The sequence below is a fragment of the Rathayibacter sp. AY1A7 genome (genome assembly GCF_002930845.1).
In the GTDB taxonomy this organism is placed as follows: domain Bacteria; phylum Actinomycetota; class Actinomycetes; order Actinomycetales; family Microbacteriaceae; genus Rathayibacter.
The window spans coordinates 38,480-59,519 of the sequence record NZ_PSTL01000009.1; the positions used below are offsets into that span (position 1 = coordinate 38,480).

Below are 21,040 nucleotides of genomic sequence, written 5' to 3' on the forward strand. Positions count from 1 at the left end.
GCCGCCTCCCGGGCGCGACGTCAGTCCCGGCCGGTGATGCCCCGGGTCGAGGCGATGACGTCGCCCATCTTCCTCCCGAGGGCCTCGTAGAACATCGACAGCGGGAACTCGTCGTCCAGCACCGCGTCGGTGAGGCCGCGCGGGGCGCCGAGCAGCACCTCGTCCGGGAGCCCGCGTGCCCAGGCGGAGGCGGGGTGCGGAGTGAGAGTGGCCGCGATCAGCTCGTGCGCGGCCAGCCAGTGCGCCGTCTTCGGCCGGTCGATCGAGCGCCAGTAGAGCTCGTCGATCGCGTCCGAGAGGGCGACGACCACGTCGGCGACGCCGTCCCACTCGAACGCCAGCCGGGTGTCGGTCCAGTGCAGGACGCCGTGCTGGTGCAGCCAGGCGAAGAGCAGCTGGCCGCCGAGGCCGTCGTAGTTGCGCACCCGCGACCCGGTGAGCGGGAAGCGGAAGAGCCGGTCGAACAGGATCGCGTACTGCACGAAGCGCGAGCGCTCGGCCAGCGCCTCCTCCTCGTCGTCGCGGCGGTCGAGCGCGCCGAGGCGGCGCTCGATGGCGACGGCCTCGCGGAAGGCGGTGAGGTCGCACCGCAGCTCCTCCAGCGAGTAGAGGAAGAAGGGCATCCGCTGCTTGATCATGAACGGGTCGAACGGCAGGTCGCCGCGCATGTGGGTGCGGTCGTGGATGAGGTCCCACATCACGAAGGACTCCTCCGCCAGGCGCTGGTCGGCCAGCAGGCGCTGCGCGTCCTCCGGGAGCTCGAGACGGGTGATCCGGGCCGCCTCCGTGACGACGCGGCGGAACCGGGCCGCCTCGCGGTCGGCGAAGATCGCGCCCCAGGTGAAGGACGGGACGGAGCGCATCGCGACCGTCTCGGGGAACAGCACGGCGCTGTCGGTGTCGTAGCCGGCGGTGAAGTCGACGAAGCGCACGGGCACGAAGAGGGCGTTGGAGTAGTCCCCCGCCTCCAGCTCGGCGACGAACCGCGGCCAGACGACCTCGACGAGGACGGCCTCGACGTGGCGGTCGCGGCTGCCGTTCTGGGTGTACATGGGGAAGACGACGAGGTGGCGGCGGCCGTCGACGCGCTCGAGCTGCGGCTGGAACGCGGTGAGCGAGTCGAGGAAGTCGGGCAGGCCGAGTCCGCCGGCGCTCCAGAGCTCGAGGTCGACGACCAGCGCGTCGAGATACGCGGCGTCGTGCGGGAACGCGGGGGCGAGGGTGCGGACGCCGGCGACGATCCGCTCGACGAGGGTGCGCGCCTCCTCGAGCCGCTCGGGCTCGGCGAGCGAGCCGTCCTGGGACTGGAGCGGCTGCAGCGCGGCGGCGGCCGCCTTCAGGTCGAGCCAGGCGGCGGAGTCCTCCACGCGGTCCTCGACGACCTCGGGTTCTCCGACGACGGTGCTCTGCACGGCTTGCGACATGGTGATCCTCCTCACGCTGGTGATACGGGGCTGCAGGAGCGGAACGCGCTCCGACTCCGAGCGTATGGGCTCGTGCGCGCGCTTTTCTTGCGTCTCGGCGGACTGAAGCGGCGATCTCGCGGGGGCGGGCGCACGTCTCCGCCGCCCCTCGGAGGCCCCGCGGTCAGCGGTTGCCCAGGTGTTGTGCAGGTGCCACCCCCCGTCCGGGGCTAGATTCCTCACCTCTTCCGTTTCCCTCCCCTGATCGGGTCGAAGATGGGGGGACACCATGTCCGCATCCCGAGTGCGGAGACATCCGATCGGACAGGCGCGCCGAACACCCTGGCGGCGCGCTCGATCGGCGAGCCATCCTGAGAGAGAGGATCGGAGCGCGTGACGGGACCCGAACCCGGAAGCGACCAGAGAACAGCCAGCATCGACCACCGCCCCGAGAACCTCCGCCTGCTCCCCTGGACGCAGGCGGACGCGTCCGTCCTGCGCGACGCCCTCGCGCACGCGGGCGGCGGACTCGAGAGCGAGAGCGAGATCCTCGTGCGCCACGACCGCTACCTGCGCGGTTGGGCGGACGGCGACGCGTTCTTCTACGTGGTCGAGCTGGACGGACTCTCCGTCGGCTCCATCGGCTATTGGTACGGCTGCTCGCGCGGCGTCGTCGCCTACGAGGCGGCGTGGAGCATCGCTCCGCACGCCCGCGGCATCACCGCGGACTCCGTGCGGATGCTGCTCGAGGAGGCGGCGGCGTTCCCCGTGCCACGCTTCGTGCACGCCTTCGTGGCGGAGAGCGACCTGGACGCCGGCGCGACCTGCGTCGAGGCCGGCTTCGACCGGATCGACCTCGTCGAGCAGGGCGAGCCGCCGGAGCTCTACGTGGACTGGGCGTTCGACCTGGCCGCCGTGGCCTGATCAGATCCCGTGGCGCTCCAGCCACGGCCGCAGCACCGCGAGGAACTCCTCCGGGTGCTCGAGGCCGGGCAGGTGCGCCGCGTCCTCGAGCACGTGCAGCTCGGCACCGCTCACCTCGGCGGCGAGGTGCTCGCAGACCGGCAGCGACTCCGAGAGGTCGTGCGCGCCCGCCACGACGAGGGTCGGCACGGCGATCTCCCCGAGCCGCTCGCCCGCCGGCCCGGAGGGATCGACCGGGCGGGGGGCCTCCGCCTCATGGCCGACGCCCGTGAGCGCGAGCTCCCGGACCCGCGCGAGGAACTCCGGAGCCACGTCGTCCGCGGAGCGGTCGGGACCCACGGCCCAGAGCTCCGCCTCGACGATCGCCGCGGCCTCCCGCTCGCCCGCGAGCTCCAGCGCCTCGATCTCCCCGAAGCGGCGCTTCTCCTCCGCCGTCAGCGCGGGATAGTCGAAGCCCGCCAGGCCCGGGGCGATCACGACCAGGCCGGTCACCCGCTCCGGATGCTCGAGCGCCAGGTCGAGCGTGAGCGTTCCGCCCCGCGAGCAGCCGACGACCACCGCGCGCTCGACGCCGAGGTGGTCGAGCACGTCCAGGGCGTCCCGGCGCGGGTCGTACTCCACGTCCTCCGTGCTCGTTCCGCCCGCGCCGCGGACGTCGTAGCGGACCACCAGCCGGTCGCGAGAGAGGTCGGGGACGAGCGGGTCCCACATCCGCAGGTCGGCGATGCCCGCGTGCACGAGCAGCAGGGCGGGCGCGGAGGCGCGGCCGTCCGCCTCCCAGTGGAGGCTCGCGCCGGGGACCTCGAGATGCGGCATGCCGCACACCGTAGGCGCGTCGCGCCGGCGCTGCAACGCCCCGGCCACTGCCTAGGGTGGAGGCGCGACAGCGGACCGGCCGCGGCGGGGAGGCGGCGGCGTGGAGGGCGTGCTCACCGGCTTCTCGATCATCGGGGTCGTCATCGCGGTCGGCTACCTGATCGCGCGGTTCCAGATCGTCCCGCCCGAGAGCCGGCTGATCCTGTCGCGGATCGCCTTCTTCGTCACGACGCCGGCGCTGCTGTTCACCGTGCTGTCGCGGGCCGACGTCTCCGTCCTCTTCTCCTCGTTCCTGCTCGTCTCGCTCCTGACGGTGCTGACCGTCGCCCTGCTCTACGTGCTGGCCTCGCGGCTGCTCTTCCCCCGCCCGCTGCCGGAGACGGTGATCGGGACCGCGGCCTCCTCCTACGTCAACGCCAACAACATCGGACTGCCGGTCGCCATCTACGTGCTGGGCGATCCGCAGTGGGTGGCCCCGACGCTCCTCCTGCAGCTGATCGTCCTCGCGCCGACGATCCTGACGCTGCTCGACGTCTCGACGAGCGGGCGGACCTCGGTCGGCGCGATCCTCACGCAGCCGCTGCGGAACCCGATGATCATCGCCTCCGCCCTCGGCCTCGTCGTCGCCCTCACCGGCGTGGAGCTTCCCGCGCCGGTGCTGCAGCCGTTCTCGATCATCGGCAACGCGTCGATCCCGCTGGTGCTGATCGCCTTCGGGATGTCGCTGCGCGGGCAGCGGCCGCTGGAGGCGGGGCCGGCGCGGGTCGAGGTGGTCGTCGCCTCCGTGCTCAAGTCGCTGGTGATGCCGGCGGTCGCGCTGCTGCTGGGGCGCTTCGCGTTCCACCTCGACTCCGAGCACCTCTTCGTGGTGACGGTGACCGCCGCGCTGCCGACCGCGCAGAACATCTTCACCTTCGCCTCGCGCTACGACCGGGGCATCGCCGTCGCCCGCGACACGGCCCTCGTGACCACGGTCGCCGCGGTGCCCGTGCTCATCGGGGTGTCCCTCCTGCTGGGCTGAGCGGAGCAGCATCCCCGCCTCCCGCTCGGTCCCGGCGGAGGCGCCGGACGGCCCGCGCATCCGCGTCGCGTGTCCCTCGTCCTGGGACGGGCCGGTGGCGCGGGCCCGGTCGCACTCCGCCGACCGTCGCTTAGGCTCTCTCGAATGAGCACCACCACGTCCGCCGACCGCTCCGCCCGCGGCAGGCCGCGCCGCCGTCGCGGCCTCTGGATCACGCTGATCGTCCTCCTGGTCCTGCTGATCGGCGCCGTCGTCGCGGTGCTCCTCGGCGTGCGCACCTACGACAAGGCGATGACCGTCCGCGACAAGCTGACCGAGGCGATCCCGCTGGTGTCGCAGGTGACGGACAGGCTGACGACGTTCGACACCTCCGGTGCGGAGGAGACCGCGGGCCGGATCGCGACCCTCACCGGCGAGGCGCGCGACGAGACCGAGGACCCGGTGTGGCGGGTGATGGAGGTGGTGCCCGTCCTCGGGCCGAACCTGTCCGCGGTCCGCGCCGCGACCGAGATCGCCGACGACGTCTCCGGCCGGATCGTCACGCCGCTCTCCACGACCTCGCTCGACATCCTCAAGCCCGTCGACGGCAGGGTAGACCTCGCGGCGATCACCGAGCTGTCGCAGAAGATCACCGTCGCCAAGGAGGTCGTCGACGCGGCGCAGACCCGCGTCGAGGGCATCGACCGCGGCCCGCTGGTGCCGCAGGTCGCCTCGGCCCTCGACTCCTTCACTCCGCAGCTGGCCACCGCGACCGCGGCGATGGAGCAGGTCGAGCCGCTCACCGCGATCCTCCCCGACTCCCTCGGAGCGTCCGGTCCGCGCCACTACCTGGTGATGTTCCAGAACCTGGCGGAGTCGCAGGCTCTGGGCGGCGGCGCGTCGTCGGTGATGCAGCTCGACGTCGACGGCGGCGCGATCTCGATCGGCCGTCAGCTGGGCAGCGGCGACTTCCGCGGTCTGGCGCCCGTCACCGTCGACCAGAGCGCGCTCGACACCATCGGCGAGAACATGGCGACGACCTTCAACGTCTCGACCAGCCGCCCCGACTTCCCGACGGCCGCCTCGATCGCCTCGCAGTTCTGGGCGCAGAAGTTCCCCGAGCAGAGGATCGACGGCGTCCTCGCGATCGACCCCGTCGCCCTCTCCTACCTCCTCGGCTCGACCGGGCCCGTGACCCTCACCGACGGCACGGTCCTCACGAGCGAGAACACCGTCTCGACCCTGCTCAACGAGGTCTACTTCCGCTACCCGGAGTCGGTCGTGGCCGAGCGCACCGACGAGTTCTTCTCGGAGGCGAGCGCGACGGTCCTGGGCAAGATCCTCGGCGGGGAGATGGAGCCGACGAAGATGCTCCCGGCGATCGTGAAGGCGGTCGACGAGAGCCGCATCCTCGCCTACAGCTCCGACGCCGACGAGCAGGCGCTCCTCGCGCCCACGCCGATCGCGGGGGTCCTGCCGCAGACGACGACCGACGGCACGACCACCGGAGTGTTCTTCCAGGACGCCTCGGGCGGCTCGAAGATGGACTACTACCTGAGCACGGCGGTCACGCAGTCGAGCGCGGGCCGGTGCGCCGCCTCGGGCGCGGTCTTCACCACCTCCGTCACCGTGACCAACACGATCTCGAAGGCGGTCGCTCGGACGCTGCCCGGCTACGTCGCCGCGGCCGGCGGGCGCGGTGCGTACCCCCTGGGCGACTTCGTCACCAACATCTACGTCTACGGCCCTCCCGGGACCACGGTGTCGAGCGCGGCCTGGGCCGACGGCACGGGGTACGGACCCGAGAGCTTCGACGACCTCGGCCGTCCCGTCTCGAAGGTCGCGGTGCAGCTCTCGCCCGGCCAGTCCGAGACGTTCGACGTGCAGTTCAGCGCCGGCGACGCCTCCGGCTTCGGAGACCAGGCCGTGCGGGTGACCCCGATGATCAACCCCACCGCGGTGACGCTGAACGACGAGCCCGCCTGCGGCTGACCTCGCCGGCGGTCGGCGCCCCGGGTCGGTGCTGGACCAGCGCTGACCGCGCCGACCGCTGACGCGCCCCCGGGTCGGTGCTGGACCAGCGCCGCCCGCCCGACCGCTGACGCGCCCCCGGGTCGGTGCTAGACCAGCGCCGACCCGGGGATCGAGCTCGTCACGAGCGAGGAGGCGAGGAACGCGGTGGCGATGCAGAGCACGAACCCGATGACCGGCACGAGGAACGCGCGACGGCCCACGAGGTAGCGCACGACCGTCACGGCCACGGCGATCAGCGTCAGCGCGGGCGGCCCGATCAGCGCGATCGAGACGCCCCAGTCGATCCGGTCGAAGTCGCAGGCGAAGTTCTGGCCCTCGCACTGCGCGGGGAAGACCGAGAGGATCGCGGCGAGGTAGCCGAGCACGATCGTGAGCAGGCCGAGGGCGAGGCAGCCGAGGATCGAGAGCACGAGGTCCCAGCGGCGCCGGCGCGGCTTCCCGGCGGCGATGATCTCGCCCACCGAGCGGTAGGCGTCGGATCGGAACTCGTCGTGCGCGGCTCCGGGACGGGCGGTCGCAGGGCGCGCCGTCGCAGGGCGTGCCGTCGCGGGTCGGGCGGCGGGGCGGGAGGCGCCGGCCGAGGTGGCCTGGGCCCGCGCGCGCTTCTTCTTCGACGAGGCCATGCTCAGAAGATCATCGGGCGGTCGTCGTCGAGGGTCGTCTCCAGGTCGAGGTCGACCACCACCGGGACGTGGTCGCTCGGGGCGTCGCCCTTGCGCTCGTCGCGGTGGATCGAGGCGCCGGTGACGAGCTCGCCGAACGCGGGGGAGCCGAGCACGAAGTCGATCCGCAGCCCCTCGTTGCGCGGGAAGCGGAGCTGCTTGTAGTCCCAGTAGGTGTAGCCCTCGGGCACGAGCGGGCGGACGACGTCGCGCAGGCCCGCGTCCTCGAAGGCGGCGAAGGCGGCGCGCTCGGGGATCGAGACGTGCGTGGATCCGGGGCCGAGGCTCGGGTCGCCCACGTCGCTGTCGAGCGGCGCGACGTTCCAGTCGCCGACCAGGGCGAGCGGCAGGTCGGGCTCGGCGGCCAGCCACTCGCGGGTGCTCGCCTCGAGGGCCGCGAGCCACTCGAGCTTGTAGAGGTAGTGCGGGTCGTCGACCGCGCGGCCGTTCGGGACGTAGAGGCTCCAGACGCGCACGCCGTCGACCGTGGCGCCGATCGCGCGGGCCTCGAGCGGGAAGGAGCCGTCGGCCGCCGCCTCCTTCGCGAAGCCGGGCATGCCCGGGAAGCCGATCTGCACGTCGTCCATCGGCAGGCGCGAGGCGATGCCGACGCCGTTCCACTGGCTGAGCCCGACCATCTCGACGTGGTAGCCGGCGTCGGCGAAGGCCTCGTGCGGGAACTGCTCGGGCTTGCACTTGAGCTCCTGCATGGCGAGGACGTCCACGTCCTCGCGCACGAGCCAGTCGACGACGCGGCCGGTGCGGGCCCGGATGGAGTTCACGTTCCAGGTGGCGATGCGCATCCTGGAAGTGTAGGAGCCGCCGCCGACACGTCTCCTGCGCGTCCTCCGCGCGTCCCGGCGGCCGCGGGCCGGGGGAGTCATCCCCTCGGCGGATTGCGGAACCGGTGTCGGTGGTCGATGGTTGTCTAGCGCCGTCCCGACCGGCCGTTCGTCGTGCCGTCCGGACGCCGCCGCCGCCCGCGCCGTGCGGGCCCGACGGGCTCCCCGGCGCTCCGCGCTCCCCAGCCCGGTCCCCTCCCCTCCCGCTCCTGCTCCGCCCCTCCGGAGGACCCATGATCCTGCTCCGCCTCGCCTCCGCCTACGCGAAGCCCTACGCGCGCTGGGTGGCCGCCGTCGTCGTGCTGCAGCTCGTCGCGACGCTCGCCGCGCTCTACCTCCCGAGCCTCAACGCCGAGATCATCGACCAGGGCATCGGCCGCGGCGACACCGACTTCATCTGGGGAACCGGCATGACCATGCTCGGCGTCTGCGTCGTGCAGGTCGCCGCGGCGATCGGAGCCGTCTACTTCGGCGCCCGCACCGCCATGTCCGTCGGCCGCGACCTGCGCCGCGACGTCTACCGCCGCGTCGACTCGCTCAGCGGGCTCGAGGTCGGCGGCTTCGGCACGGCCACCCTGATCACCCGCGGCACGAACGACGTGCAGCAGGTGCAGATGCTCGTGCTGATGACCCTCAACTTCATGGTCTCCGCGCCGATCATGTGCGTCGGCGGCATCGTCTTCGCCCTGCGCGAGGACGCCGGCCTCTCCTGGCTGGTCTGGGTGTCGGTGCCGCTGCTGTTCGTCGTGGTCGGCTTCCTGGTGTTCCTGCTGCTGCCGCTGTTCCGCCTCATGCAGGACCGGATCGACGGGATCAACAGCGTGCTCCGCGAGCAGATCACGGGCATCCGCGTGGTGCGCGCCTTCGTGCGCGAGCCGTTCGAGTCCGAGCGGTACCGCAAGGCCAACGCGGCGATCACCGAGGTGTCGATCAAGGTCGGCAACATCTTCGTGCTGATGTTCCCCGCGATCATGATGATCCTGCACCTGGCCACCGCGGCCGTGCTGTGGTTCGGCGGGCAGCGGGTCGACGCAGGTCAGATGCAGGTGGGCTCGCTCACCGCGTTCCTGCAGTACCTCCTCCAGATCCTCACCGCCGTGATGATGGGCGTCTTCATGGTGATGATGATCCCCCGCGCGGTCGTCTGCGCCGAGCGGATCCAGCAGGTGCTCGACGCCCGCACCAGCCTCACCACACCTGAGGGCGGAGTCCCGACGCCCGCGCGCGGCCGCGTCGAGTTCTCCGGGGTCGTCTTCGGCTACCCGGGCGCCGAGCGCCCCGTGCTCTCGGGCATCGACATCGTCGCGGAGCCGGGCCGCACCACGGCCGTCGTCGGCTCCACCGGCGCCGGCAAGACGACCCTGCTCGGCCTCGTGCCGCGCCTGTTCGACCCGCAGGAGGGCACCGTCACGATCGACGGCGTGCCCGTCTCCTCCCTCGACCGGGCGCAGCTCGCCGAGGTGATCGGGCTCGTGCCCCAGCGCCCCTACCTCTTCTCGGGGACGATCGCCTCGAACCTGCGCTTCGGCCGCCCCGACGCGACGGACGCCGAGCTGTGGGAGGCGCTGCGCATCGCCCAGGGCGAGGACTTCGTGCGGAGCAAGGAGCACGGGCTCGACGAGCCGGTCTCGCAGGGCGGCACCAACGTCTCCGGCGGGCAGCGCCAGCGGCTCTGCATCGCGCGGGCCCTCGTCGCGAAGCCGCGGGTCTACCTGTTCGACGACTCGTTCTCGGCGCTCGACGTCGCGACCGATGCGCGGCTGCGGGAGTCGCTGGCCGACGCCACCACCGACGCGACAGTGATCATCGTGGCCCAGCGGGTGTCGACCATCCGCCACGCCGACCAGATCGTCGTGCTCGACGCGGGCCGCGTCGTCGGCCGCGGCACGCACGACGAGCTCCTCGAGACGAACGCGACCTACCGCGAGATCGTCGAATCCCAGCTGAGCGTCGAAGGAGTGTCCTGAGATGGCGCGCACACGCGACACCACCGTCCCCGAGGAGACGACGTCCCCCGAGCCCGAGTTCGAGCCCGGCGAGGGTGACGGCGGCATGTTCGGGGACGGGCCGCCCGCCCGCAAGGCGCAGAACTTCTGGCCCTCGGCCAAGCGCCTCTTCTCGCTGCTCGGCCCCGAGCGCGCCCGGATGGTCCTCGTGGTCGCCCTGGTCTCGCTGTCGGTCGTCCTCACCGTCATCGCGCCCAAGATCCTCGGGCAGGCGATGGACACGATCTTCAACGGCGTGATCGGCTCCCAGCTCCCCGCCGGCGTCCCGCTCGAGCAGATCATCGAGCAGCAGCGCGCCTCGGGCAACGGCACCTTCGCCGACATGCTGGCCAAGACCGACATCGTGCCCGGCGCGGGCATCGACTTCGTGGTCCTCGGCCGCCTGATCATCATCGTGCTGCTGATGTACGTCGTCGCGTCGGTGCTCATGTGGGCGCAGGGCTACATCCTCAACGGCCTCGTGATGCGGGTGGTCTTCGGCCTCCGTCAGGACATCGAGGCGAAGCTCAACCGCCTCCCGCTGCGCTTCTTCGACACCCGGCAGCGCGGCGACGTGATGTCGCGCGTCACGAACGACGTCGACAACATCCAGACGGCGCTGCAGCAGGCCTTCTCGCAGCTGGTGCAGTCGGTGCTCACCATCATCGGCATCGCCGCGATGATGTTCATCGTCTCGTGGCAGCTCGCGCTGATCGCGCTGATCTCGATCCCGCTCTCGGGCGTGATCGCGGGCGTGATCGGCGCCCGCTCCCAGAAGCTCTTCGCCGCCCAGTGGAAGAACACGGGCGCGCTCAACGGCCACATCGAGGAGACCTTCTCCGGGCTCGAGATCGTCCGCGCCTTCGGCCGCGACCGCGAGATGCTCGAGGAGTTCGACCGCCGCAACGACAGCCTCTACACCGCCTCGTTCGGCGCCCAGTTCGTCTCGGGCATGATCATGCCCGCGATGACCTTCGTCTCCTACCTCTCCTACGTGCTCATCGCCGTGGTCGGCGGCCTGCGGGTCGCCTCAGGTCAGCTGACGCTCGGCGACGCGACCGCGTTCATCCAGTACTCGCGCGAGTTCACCCAGCCGGTGACCCAGCTGGCGAGCATGGCGAACATGCTGCAGTCCGGCGTCGCCTCGGCCGAGCGCACGTTCGAGCTGCTCGACGCCGAGGAGCAGGAGCCGGAGACGGCGACCGCGTCGCTCCCGCAGCGCACCGACGGCCACGTGGAGTTCGAGGGCGTCTCGTTCTCGTACGACCCGGAGCAGCCGCTGATCGAGGACCTGACCTTCTCGGCGCAGCCCGGGCAGACGGTCGCCATCGTCGGTCCGACCGGGGCGGGCAAGACCACGCTGGTCAACCTGGTCATGCGCTTCTACGAGCTCACCGGAGGGCGCATCCTGCTCGACGGCGTCGACATCACGAGCCTCGCGCGCGGCGATCTGCGCTCGCGCGTGGGCATGGTGCTGCAGGACGCGTGGCTCTTCCAGGGCACCATCCGCGAGAACATCCGCTACGGGCGCCTGGACGCGACCGACGAGGAGATCGTCGACGCGGCGAAGGCCACCATGGTCGACCGCTTCGTGCGCCAGCTGCCCGACGGCTACGACACGGTGCTGGACGCCGACGGCGGCAGCGTCTCGGCGGGCGAGCGGCAGCTGATCACGATCGCGCGCGCGTTCCTCGCGAACCCGTCGCTGCTGATCCTCGACGAGGCCACCTCCTCGGTCGACACCCGCACGGAGCTGCTCGTGCAGCACGCGATGAACGCGCTGCGCACCGACCGGACCTCGTTCGTCATCGCGCACCGGCTCTCCACGATCCGCGACGCCGACACCATCCTGGTGATGGAGTCGGGCCGGATCGTCGAGCAGGGCGCGCACGAGGCGCTCCTGAAGCAGCGCGGTGCCTACTACGAGCTCTACATGACGCAGTTCCGCGGAGGAGGCGACGAGGCGGGCGAGCACGCCGCAGCGGGCGCGCTCCCGAGCGGGGGAGGGGTCGCCCCGTAGAGTAGGCGCGTGACCGACGCACGCCAGCAGCTCATCGAGTACATCGGCTCCGACGCCGTCTTCCACGGGGACTTCACCCTCACGAGCGGCAAGAAGGCGTCGTACTACGTCGACCTGCGCCGCGTGAGCCTCGACCACCGCGTCGCGCCGCTGATCGGGCAGGTCATGCTCGACCTCATCGCGCCCATCGAGCGCGTCGACGCCGTCGGCGGCCTCACCATGGGAGCCGACCCGATCGCCGCCGCGATCCTCCACCAGGGCGCCGCCCGCGGTCTCGCCTACGACGCGTTCGTCGTGCGCAAGGAGCCCAAGGACCACGGCCGCGGCCGGCAGGTCGAGGGCCCCGACCTCGAGGGCAAGCGCGTCGTCGTCGTCGAGGACACGTCCACCACCGGCGGCTCGCCGCTGGAGGCGATCGAGGCCCTGCTGAAGGTCGGCGCCGAGATCGCAGGAGTCGCCGTCGTCGTCGACCGTGCGACCGGGGCCCGCGAGATCATCGAGGACGCCGGCTACCCGTACTTCGCCGCGATCGGTCTGGCCGACCTCGGCCTGAGCTGATGGTCGACGAGGGGGGACGCGGCGGGGGCCCGGGAGGCGGCGACCACCCGGAGCCGGAGGGCCGCGGGTCCGAGGGCCGCGAGCCGGAGGGCCGCGAGCCCGAGCTTGCCGGATCGGAGACCTCCGAGCCGGAGCGTGCCGAGCCGGAGCGACCCGAGCCGGAGCGACCCGTCGGCAGCAGCGAGTGGCTGCTCCAGCAGCTCAGCGGCGGCCGCCTGAAGAGCATCTTCGACTCGCCCCGCCCCGTCCCTCCCGTGGAGGAGTCGCGCGCGGAGCGGACGTCCGGTCCTGCTGAGCCCGCAGCCGACGAGGCCCACGCGTCAGCGGAGGAGCGGAGGGTTGCGAGCGAGTCGGCCTCCTCCGCCGATGCGGCCGGACCGTCGTCGAGCGACCGCGACCGCGACAGCAACAGCGACAGCGACAGCGACAGCAACTCCGACGCGGCGCCGCGCCGTGCCCCTGCCGCTCCGGTCGGCCTGTGGCCGGGGGAGCCCGTGCTGAGCGCGACGCCCGCCGCCGAGGAGGCCGGCGGCGACCTCCCGAAACCCGCGGACGACTCCGCTCGGGTGGAGGAGCAGGACGCCGACCGCGGAACGGTCGGGGAGCCGGAGCGCTCCTCCGACCGCGACGGCGTCTCCGCCGAGGCACGGAGCTCTCGGGGCGGCGACATGGGGGCCCCCGACACGGGAGTCTCCGACACGGGAGCCCGCGCCATGGGAGTGCACGAGGCGGGTGCCCGCGAGGCGAGTGCCCGCGAGACGGGTGCCCGCGAGACAGGTGTCCGCGAGGCGGGTGCCGGTGGGACGACTGCCCGCGACACGAGTGCCTCCGACGCGGACGTGTCCGACGAGGACGCCTTCGACGCGTTCTTCGCCCCCCTCCGCGACGACGACGCCGACGGCTCCGGCTCCGACGCCTCCACCGATGCTGGCCGCACCGAGGTGCACCGCCGCGGGGCGGACTCCGTGCGCCCGGTCCTGCCGCACACCGACCCTCCCGCCGACCTGCCGACCGCCCCCGCCGGACTGCGCAGCGCCCACCGGCCGGACGACGAGCCCGATGCCGGGTCTTCGATCGACGTCGACCCGGCGGACCGCTCCGGCGCCCTCTACCCCGCTGACGGACGCCCGGTCGGCGCGACCCCGCCGACTCCGCGCGGGCCGACTCCGCCCGCCGTCTACGAGTGGCCCGACCCGCGCGGGGACTGGGACCAGCCGCCCGTGTGGGAGCAGGTCGTCGCTCCGCAGGACGAGCCCGACGAGGACGGCGGCGACGAGGAGCTGTGGCGCGAGACCGCCGGCGCCTACTCGTGGAACCTCGAGCCGGCCGCCGAGCCCGCCGACCGCGCCGAGCCCGCGCCCTTCCGCACCGCTCCCGCGGCCGCCCACGTCAACGCCGCTCCGCCGCGGAAGCGCCGCTCCGCCCGGTCCCGACCCGAGAGCCGCGAACGCGACTCGGCGCCCGCCGCAGCGCCCGCGTGGCGCACGCTCAGCCGACGCCGGCTCCTGATCGGCCTGATCGCGGCGGGTGCGGTGATCCTCCTCGCCGGGCTCTTCGCGATCGGCATCGCCGTCGGGAGCGCCGGCGGCCGAGCAGAGCCGCAGGCCGTCCCGGTCGTCAGCGAGACGCCCACGGCGGAGCCGACCCCCTCGCCCACGCCGACCGCGACCCTCCCGACCGTCGGACCGCTGCCCGTCGGCACCTGGGCCTGGAGCGCGCTCCTCGGCGGCGAGTGCGTCGAGCCCTTCGACTCCGTCTGGGCGGAGGAGTTCACCGTCGTGGACTGCGCGGGGGCCCACTCCGCCCAGCTCGTCTCCACCGCGGAGCTGACCGACGCGGTGTTCCCCGGCCAGGACGCCCTGGCCGTCACCGTCTCCTCGCTCTGCCAGGCGCAGGGCGTCGTGGACGTCGCCGCGGCCGAGACCTACGGCGACGTGCAGGTCGCCGGTGCGTTCCCCGTCACCCAGGAGCAGTGGGACGCGGGCGAGCGCAGCTACTACTGCTTCGTCGACCGGGCGGGCGGCGGCGAGCTGACCGGCTCCCTCGCCGGCACTCCCGCGGCCTGACGCGCGCCGTCGCTCGGGCCTCGGAGGACGCCGTTGGGCTCCGGCCCGGTGCACCCGGCCGAGCCGCGGAGCGCCCAGTAGGATCGCTCGTCGTGCAGGAGAACGAGGCGACCCCCGCGACCGGACCCACCGCCTCCGTGGAGCTCACCACGAACGGCGTCGGCCCCTGGCAGGGGGAGCGGCCCGAGGACGACCGCCTCGACCCGGAGCTGCTGGAGCGCGGCGACGCGCGCAACGTGGTCGACCGCTTCCGCTACTGGCGGATGGACGCGATCGTCGCGGAGCTCGACCGCACGCGGCACCCGTTCCACGTCGCGATCGAGAACTGGCAGCACGACATGAACATCGGCTCGATCGTCCGCAGCGCCAACGCGTTCGGCGCGGAGGGCGTCCACATCGTCGGCCGGCGGCGCTGGAACAAGCGCGGCGCGATGGTCACCGACCGCTATCAGCACGTCCAGCACCACGAGACGGTGGCCGACCTCGTGCAGTGGGCCGCGGAGGCGGACGTGCCCCTCCTCGCCGTCGACAACGTCCCCGGCTGCGTTCCGCTCGAGACCTACCGGCTCCCCGAGCGCTGCCTCCTGCTGTTCGGGCAGGAGGGACCCGGCCTCTCGGAGGAGGCGATCGCCGCCTCGGAGGCCGTGCTCGAGATCACGCAGTTCGGCTCGACCCGGTCGATCAACGCCTCGGCGGCGGCAGCCGTCGCGATGCACGCCTGGGTGCTGCAGCACGTCCGCTTCTGACCCCCGCGAGCCGCGGTGCCGTGTCAGGAACCGGCGCCCGACCCGCTGCCGGGCCGCCGGGACTCAGACCGCCGAATCCGGCGGGAACTCCGACTCCAGCGGCTCCGACGACAGGAGCTCGTGCACCCCGCTCAGCACCTCGTCCGGGCGGAACGGATAGCGCTCGATCTCGGCCTCGTCGCTGATCCCCGTCAGCACCAGCACGGTGTGCAGGCCCGCCTCGATGCCCGCGACGATGTCGGTGTCCATCCGGTCGCCGATCATCCCGGTGTTCTCGCTGTGCGCGCCGATCTTGTTCATCGCCGAGCGGAACATCATCGGGTTCGGCTTGCCGACGACGTACGGATCCTTGCCCGTCGCCTTCGTGATGAGCGCCGCGATAGCTCCCGTCGCCGGGAGCACGCCCTCGGCGCTCGGCCCCGTCGCATCGGGATTGGTGACGATGAAGCGCGCACCCGCGACGATCAGGCGGATCGCCTTCGTGATCGCCTCGAAGCTGTAATTGCGGGTCTCGCCCACGACCACGTAGTCCGGCGCCGTCTCCGTCATGATGAAGCCCGCCTCGTGCAGCGCGGTGGTGATCCCCGCCTCGCCGATCACGAACGCGCTCCCGCCCGGCTTCTGCGACGCGCAGAAGTCCGCCGTCGCCAGAGCGCTCGTCCAGATCCGCTCCTCCGGCACGTGCAGCCCCGACCCGCGCAGCCGCGCCGCCAGATCCCGCGGCGTGAAGATCGAGTTGTTCGTCAGCACCAGGAACGGCGTGCCCGAATCGGTCCACTCCTGGATCAGCTCGGGCGCGCCGGGGAGCGCCTTGTTCTCGTGCACCAGCACGCCGTCCATGTCCGTGAGCCAGGCCTCGACTTCACTGCGGTTCGTCGCCATGGGTCGATGCTATCGGCGGCACCCCCGCGCACGACGGCGACGACCGGCGAACCGCCCGGCTCCCTCCGCTGACGCCCCTGTGGAGGGACGACCGTCGTGCGCCGGACGGCCGGACCCCGGACCCGCACAGCCGCGAGCGGGATAGCCTGGGAGGCATGAGTGGCGAGAACCTGCTGGGCCCCGAACCGACCCTCCTCCCCGACGAGCCCGCGGTCACCGCGGCCCTCGCGAAGCACGCGAACCCGGGAGCCGTCGAATTCGCCGCCCTCGCCGCCGCCCACCCGCGCTCCCCGCTGGCCTGGGCACTGCTCGCCGACAGCGTCTGGGGCATCGACGCGGCCCTCCCCTCCTACGCCTACGCCCGCGTCGGCTACCACCGCGGTCTGGACCTCCTGCGATCCGCCGGCTGGCGCGGCCAGGGTCCCATCCCGTGGCGCCACGGACCCAACCGCGGTTTCCTCCTCGCCCTCTACGCCCTCCGCCGCGCCGCCGACTCGATCGGCGAGACGGAGGAGGTCGCGCGACTCACCCATTTCCTTCAGCAGGCCGATCCCGCCGCCATCGACGAGATCGAGCGCTATCACGAGGACGCGCTTCCCCCCACTGCCGCCATCGTCATCCTCGGCAACGACTAGGCGGCGCCGGGGACGCGGTCCCGGGGGCGTCGGGCTCGGAGGCCGGCCCGGAGGGCTTGAGGCGGAGTCGCGATCCCGTCCACCCGCAGTCCTGCGCATCGTCTCCTGTCGGCGTGCCACCCGCCGGCGAGGATCCGGCGGAAGCCCGACCGCTCAGGTCCTCCTCGTCCCTTCCCCTGGGTAGTGTTCGCTCCTGTGACGCTCTTCTCGGACCTCCCCGTCCTTCCCGTCCTCAGGCGCGCACGCGAGCGCGATCGCCTCGCGTCCGCGGAGGCGGGCTGCTGGGCGTGACACGGTCGGCCGGGGAGGCTCCGGTGAGCCGGTGGCGCCTGCGGGTCGCCGGGACCACGGCGGTCCTCGCCTTTCTGCTCCTGCTCGTCTGCGCCGATCCCTTCGGATCGGACTCCTCGCGGCAGTTCGTCCGGATCGCCCGCTCCCATGATCCGACTGGTCTCGTCCACGCCCTGGGTGGAGAAGGGATCGCAGTCTGCGCTCTCGCCTCACCGGCTGCAGCGGCGGCAGCCGCGCTGGTGGCGGCGAGCAGCCGTCGACCCTTCGTCCCCGCACTCGGAGTGCTCGCGCTGCTCGAGGGGGCGTCGACCGTCGAGATGATCGTCACTCCGCCGTCGGTCGGTGGCGTGCTGTACGGCCTCCTCTCGGTTCTCGCGGGCACGGCGGTCGGGGCGCTGGTCGGCACGATCCTCCGACGAGTCGTCCCGAATCGATCCGCCGCACGCTCACTGCGGATCCTCTGGCGCACGTGGCTCGCCGTCCTCCTCGCCGTCGCACTGCTCGCCGCGGTGGCGGTGCCCCTCTTCGTCCGCCCCGTTCTCGATCCCGTGGGGGGAGCCGATGCGCTCGTGGTGCTGGGTCCTGCTACTGATCGCAGGGTCGGCCGTGCGCTCGCTCTGCTCGAGGAGCACCGGGATGTCACCCTCGTGCTCTCGACTCCGCGCCTGGAGAACGGTTCGTTCGCCCGAGCCGAATGCGATGCCGGCGAGGAGGTCAGAGTCGTCTGCTTCACTCCCTCCCCGTTCACTACGGGCGGTGAGATCTCCGAGCTGAACACGCTCTCCTCGGAGTACGACTGGACCTCGGTGGCACTGATGACCTCCACTCCGCATGTGACCCGGGTCCGCACGATCGCGTCTCGCTGCCTGCGCACACCGTTCTCGGTCGGCTCGGTCGACGAGCCGCGGCGGGTGAGCGAGTGGACTCTGGCGGTGGTCTATCAGGTGCTGGCGTTCGGCAAGCTGCTGATCCTGCAATCCTGTGAGAGCGGCCGCTCGTGAAGAAGGATCCGCCCCTTGGGCCCCCCTTCTAGGGGCGGAACCATGGATCCGCGTCGTCGTTCCCGGAAAACGACAGAGTCTCTTCTGCTTCCCTCCGCGGTCGGGGGGTGCGGCCGTCGACAGCCGATGGCGGGATGATCCGAGCATGAGGGGATGACGACGACTCTCGAAACAGGATCCGGATCCCGCCGCACGTTCCTCCGCTACGGAGGGGCCGCGGCCGCGGCCGCCGTCGTCGCCGCACCCGCCGCGGAAGCCGCGGACGAGACTATACCTGCGACCCGCGTCAACGGAATCCACAACTACCTCGAATTCGCCGGGACCACTGACGAGGACAAGCTCCGCGCCGCGATCGACTATTTCGTCGCCGCTCGCCAAGAGGTCACGTTGACGATCTCGAAGAGCTTCAAGATCACGCGCACCCTCGTGATCGACTCCTCGTACATCTCGCTCGAGTTCACCTGCGGTCCGCTGAATGCGACCGCCATCACCAGCGGTCCTGCTCTCACGGTGATCGGCAGTGCCACGTCCGGCTACCCCAACAACAGGGCGGCGATCACCGGACTCCGTCTGCTGGGGCCGGGAGCGTCCGCGACGGCCAGCACCGGAATCCTGTTCAACACCGACAGCACGACTGCCGCCACCACGCGCGGGCTCGGACTCTGGGGCCTGGAGATCTCGGGCTTCGGGACCGGCGTGTCCTTCGAGAACGATGCGTTCCTGATCAGCTTCTACAACTTCCACATCTTCCGCTGCAGGACGGCCGTTTCCATGCCCGCAGGCAGAGTCAACTACGGCGAGAACATCAAGTTCATCGGCGGTGGTATCGGCACCAGCACCCTCGGCGTCTACAACGCCAACCCGAACGGCGAGCTGCACTTCGTCTCGACGTCGATCGACTTCTGCGTGCAGGCCGTGAAGGTCGACGCGGGTCGGGTGATCCTGCACCAGCCGCATATCGAGATCAACGAGAGCGGCGCGAACTCCACGCTCTCGCAGTTCGTCACCGGGTCGAGTACAGCTGCGCAGATCTCGATCTCAGGCGGACACCTCTTCTTCCATCAGGTCCCGGTGGCCAACTACCTCTTCGAGACCACTGCAGGAGGGTGGGGCGGCGGAATCCAGGTCCATCAACTGTCGATGTTCAATACGCAGATGAAATCGGGATATCTCGCCGGTGGCACTGCGAAGGTCCGCATCAGCCAGCACGTCACCTCGGACGGGAACGGCAGCGGTTCGGGGCAGGGGTCGATTCTGCATTCGAAGGCGGCGAACAAGCTCGTCGACGGGAACTTCTCTCTCGCAGCGCCCGTCGACGCGTTCCTCAACGGCGCCGACGCGACGAGCCGCACCACCAGCCCGTCCATGACGCTGACCACCAGCGGCAACCAGCTGCTGATGACCCGAGTGGCCGGCGGTCCCGGTCCGGCGGTCTCCATCGACGTCCCCGTCACAGCGGGGCTGCTGTACGGCGTCGACTTCACCATCGCGGGATCCACGTCGACGGGCACGATGTACGTGTCCGAATCCTTCGTCGCCGTGACCGGCGTGTCCTCGTCGGGGATCCCGATCGTCGCTCGGAGCAGCGCTCGCCCGGTGTCGAATCTCGACCTCGCCGGCGCGAACGCGCAGGCTCCCTTCCGCAAGACCTATCAGCAGACGACCTGGAACCGGGTCGCTCCTGCGTGGGCGACGCACTTCCGGCTGCGGTTCACCTTCGGATCGGTGACAGCAGGAGTGACTCGCTTCTCGGAGATCGTCATCACCGAACTCTGACGGGGGCGGCGGGTGACGGACCTCGAGAAACCCGACTGGTAGCGTCAGACCATCCCTCGCCGGCCGAGGTCGTCCGCTCCGTCGCCGAAGCGGGCGTGTCGCGGTCCGATCACAGGCCGTGGTGCCCTCTCCCAGGTCGTCTCGTGGTGCCCGGGGCGGTCCGCCGAAGAGACGAACGAAGGAGAAGCACGCGAATGATCCGGGCGCTCTTCTCCGTGAAGGACTTCTCCGGCTCGAGCAACCCCTACATCGAGCTGCTCGTCGGTTCGTTCCCGGCGTCGGTGGAACCGGTCGCGTTCACCTGGCGACGTGCCCTTCTCGGGCGCTACGACGTCTTCCACGTGCACTGGCCGGAGTACCTCTTCCGTGCCCCGCGCGGCCCGCGCCGCTGGCTGAAGTCCGCCCTCGCCTTCGGGCTCATCGCCCGGCTGCTCGCGTCGGGGACGCCGGTCGTCGTGACGATGCACAACCTCCGACCGCACGAAGCGGGCAGTGCCGTCGAGACTCTCCTCGCGCGCTGGCTGGACCGGCTCACGGACGTCCGCATCTATCTGAACGAGTCCGACGAGAACGACCTGGACCGGGGAGTCGTCGTCCTGCACGGCGCCTATCCGGAGGCGGCCTCTGTCCCGGGCCCCCGTGAAGCGGGTCGGCGCATCCTGTTCTTCGGGCAGATCCGACCCTACAAGGGACTCGAGGAGCTGATCGCGGCCTTCAGCGCACTCACCGACGGCGAACTCGTCATCGCCGGCGCGGCCGCTGTCCCCGAGTACGCCGACGAGGTGCGCAGAGCGGTCGGAGCCGACGGTCGCGTCCACCTGCGGCTCGGCCACATCGACGACGCCGAGCTGGACGAGCTCCTGGCAGGCGCGGACCTCGTCACCCTGCCGTACAAGTACCTCTACAACTCCGGAGCCGCGCTGCTCGCCCTCGGCGCGCGGAAGACGATCCTGGTCCCGGCGACCGGATCGACGCGGGCCCTCGCCGCGGAGGTCGGGAGCGGCTGGGTGGAGCTGTTCGACGGCCTCGTGTCGCCGGCGGCGTTGGAGGCGGGCCTCGAGCGAGCGCGCCGGCACGGAGAGAGGGAGCGACCCGACCTGTCCAAGCGCGAGCGTTCCCTCGTGGGAGCGCTGCACGGCGCCGTGTACGAGGCGCTCGTCGCTGCAGGCCGAGGTCGAGGACGAGGCGGGAAGGGGAGGAGAGCGGCGACGCTCGCTCGCCTCCGCGCAGACCCCCGCTTCCTCCGGCATTCCGAGCTGAATCGATGAACGAGCCGCAGGGAGTCGAATGAGGCGTTCAGCGCCGAGCCGCCGTTCACGTACCAGGACTACTTCGAGGGGACAGGACGGACCGGGTCGGAGTACACCCTCTTCGACGATCTCGACTCCGCTGTGGCTCA

At 71.6% G+C, this 21,040-nt stretch carries 17 protein-coding genes; 12 read left to right on the top strand and 5 right to left on the bottom strand.

What is annotated here, in order from left to right; all coding sequences use genetic code 11:
* Nucleotides 1–20: 20 nt before the first annotated feature.
* Nucleotides 21–1,424: a DUF6421 family protein gene (locus tag C5B95_RS09000; RefSeq protein WP_104348984.1), complete on the bottom strand. Its 1,404-nt coding sequence runs from the start codon at nt 1,422–1,424 to the stop codon at nt 21–23.
* Between the two features lie 372 nt (nt 1,425–1,796).
* Here C5B95_RS09000 and C5B95_RS09005 point away from each other — a divergent pair, with 372 nt between their 5' ends.
* Complete coding sequence (locus C5B95_RS09005) at nt 1,797–2,327, top strand: GNAT family N-acetyltransferase (RefSeq protein ID WP_104348985.1); 531 nt, start codon at nt 1,797–1,799, stop codon at nt 2,325–2,327.
* Here the strand turns inward: C5B95_RS09005 and C5B95_RS09010 are convergent, their stop codons facing one another.
* Nucleotides 2,328–3,143, bottom strand: a complete 816-nt coding sequence (locus tag C5B95_RS09010) for an alpha/beta fold hydrolase (RefSeq protein ID WP_104348986.1) — start codon at nt 3,141–3,143, stop codon at nt 2,328–2,330.
* Nucleotides 3,144–3,243: 100 nt separating this feature from the next.
* On the opposite strand from C5B95_RS09010, the gene C5B95_RS09015 reads away from it, so the two are divergent.
* Both C5B95_RS09015 and C5B95_RS09020 read left to right on the top strand, forming a co-directional pair.
* Nucleotides 3,244–4,164, top strand: coding sequence for an AEC family transporter (locus C5B95_RS09015; RefSeq protein ID WP_104348987.1), 921 nt, complete (start codon nt 3,244–3,246; stop codon nt 4,162–4,164).
* A 144-nt stretch (nt 4,165–4,308) separates the two neighbouring features.
* Nucleotides 4,309–6,135 (top strand): DUF4012 domain-containing protein, encoded by a 1,827-nt coding sequence (locus tag C5B95_RS09020; RefSeq protein WP_104348988.1) that lies wholly within the window; start codon nt 4,309–4,311, stop codon nt 6,133–6,135.
* Nucleotides 6,136–6,263: 128 nt separating this feature from the next.
* Here the strand turns inward: C5B95_RS09020 and C5B95_RS09025 are convergent, their stop codons facing one another.
* Nucleotides 6,264–6,800 (bottom strand): hypothetical protein, encoded by a 537-nt coding sequence (locus tag C5B95_RS09025; protein WP_104273545.1) that lies wholly within the window; start codon nt 6,798–6,800, stop codon nt 6,264–6,266.
* Between the two features lie 2 nt (nt 6,801–6,802).
* The gene (locus C5B95_RS09030) at nt 6,803–7,642 is read right to left on the bottom strand and encodes an exodeoxyribonuclease III (RefSeq protein ID WP_104225726.1); all 840 of its coding nucleotides are present in this window, start codon (nt 7,640–7,642) and stop codon (nt 6,803–6,805) included.
* A gap of 272 nt (nt 7,643–7,914) precedes the next feature.
* On the opposite strand from C5B95_RS09030, the gene C5B95_RS09035 reads away from it, so the two are divergent.
* The 5 genes from C5B95_RS09035 to C5B95_RS09055 all read left to right on the top strand — a co-directional run bounded on the left by C5B95_RS09035 (nt 7,915) and on the right by C5B95_RS09055 (nt 15,056).
* Entirely contained in the window at nt 7,915–9,648 is a 1,734-nt protein-coding gene (locus C5B95_RS09035; RefSeq protein WP_104239193.1) for an ABC transporter ATP-binding protein, read from the top strand.
* A 1-nt stretch (nt 9,649) separates the two neighbouring features.
* Entirely contained in the window at nt 9,650–11,686 is a 2,037-nt protein-coding gene (locus C5B95_RS09040; protein WP_104222805.1) for an ABC transporter ATP-binding protein, read from the top strand.
* A gap of 9 nt (nt 11,687–11,695) precedes the next feature.
* On the top strand, nt 11,696–12,244 hold the full coding sequence (pyrE, locus tag C5B95_RS09045; RefSeq protein WP_104348989.1) for an orotate phosphoribosyltransferase: 549 nt from the start codon (nt 11,696–11,698) through the stop codon (nt 12,242–12,244).
* Complete coding sequence (locus C5B95_RS09050) at nt 12,244–14,310, top strand: hypothetical protein (RefSeq protein ID WP_104348990.1); 2,067 nt, start codon at nt 12,244–12,246, stop codon at nt 14,308–14,310. The genes pyrE and C5B95_RS09050 overlap by 1 nt, the downstream gene beginning before the upstream one ends.
* A gap of 92 nt (nt 14,311–14,402) precedes the next feature.
* On the top strand, nt 14,403–15,056 hold the full coding sequence (locus tag C5B95_RS09055; RefSeq protein ID WP_104225722.1) for a TrmH family RNA methyltransferase: 654 nt from the start codon (nt 14,403–14,405) through the stop codon (nt 15,054–15,056).
* A gap of 63 nt (nt 15,057–15,119) precedes the next feature.
* On the opposite strand, the gene C5B95_RS09060 is transcribed toward C5B95_RS09055, so the two are convergent.
* Entirely contained in the window at nt 15,120–15,938 is an 819-nt protein-coding gene (locus C5B95_RS09060) for an HAD-IIA family hydrolase (protein ID WP_104225721.1), read from the bottom strand.
* A 155-nt stretch (nt 15,939–16,093) separates the two neighbouring features.
* Here C5B95_RS09060 and C5B95_RS09065 point away from each other — a divergent pair, with 155 nt between their 5' ends.
* The 4 genes from C5B95_RS09065 (at nt 16,094) to C5B95_RS09080 (ending at nt 20,909) form a co-directional block, all read left to right on the top strand.
* Nucleotides 16,094–16,573 carry a DUF3151 domain-containing protein gene (locus C5B95_RS09065; RefSeq protein ID WP_104222800.1) on the top strand — a complete coding sequence of 160 codons (480 nt, stop codon included), beginning with the start codon at nt 16,094–16,096 and terminating at the stop codon, nt 16,571–16,573.
* A gap of 314 nt (nt 16,574–16,887) precedes the next feature.
* Entirely contained in the window at nt 16,888–17,865 is a 978-nt protein-coding gene (locus tag C5B95_RS09070) for an ElyC/SanA/YdcF family protein (protein WP_104222799.1), read from the top strand.
* Between the two features lie 153 nt (nt 17,866–18,018).
* Complete coding sequence (locus tag C5B95_RS09075) at nt 18,019–19,641, top strand: twin-arginine translocation signal domain-containing protein (RefSeq protein WP_104348991.1); 1,623 nt, start codon at nt 18,019–18,021, stop codon at nt 19,639–19,641.
* A 194-nt stretch (nt 19,642–19,835) separates the two neighbouring features.
* Complete coding sequence (locus tag C5B95_RS09080) at nt 19,836–20,909, top strand: glycosyltransferase (RefSeq protein WP_104348992.1); 1,074 nt, start codon at nt 19,836–19,838, stop codon at nt 20,907–20,909.
* The last annotated feature ends 131 nt before the right edge of the window (nt 20,910–21,040 follow it).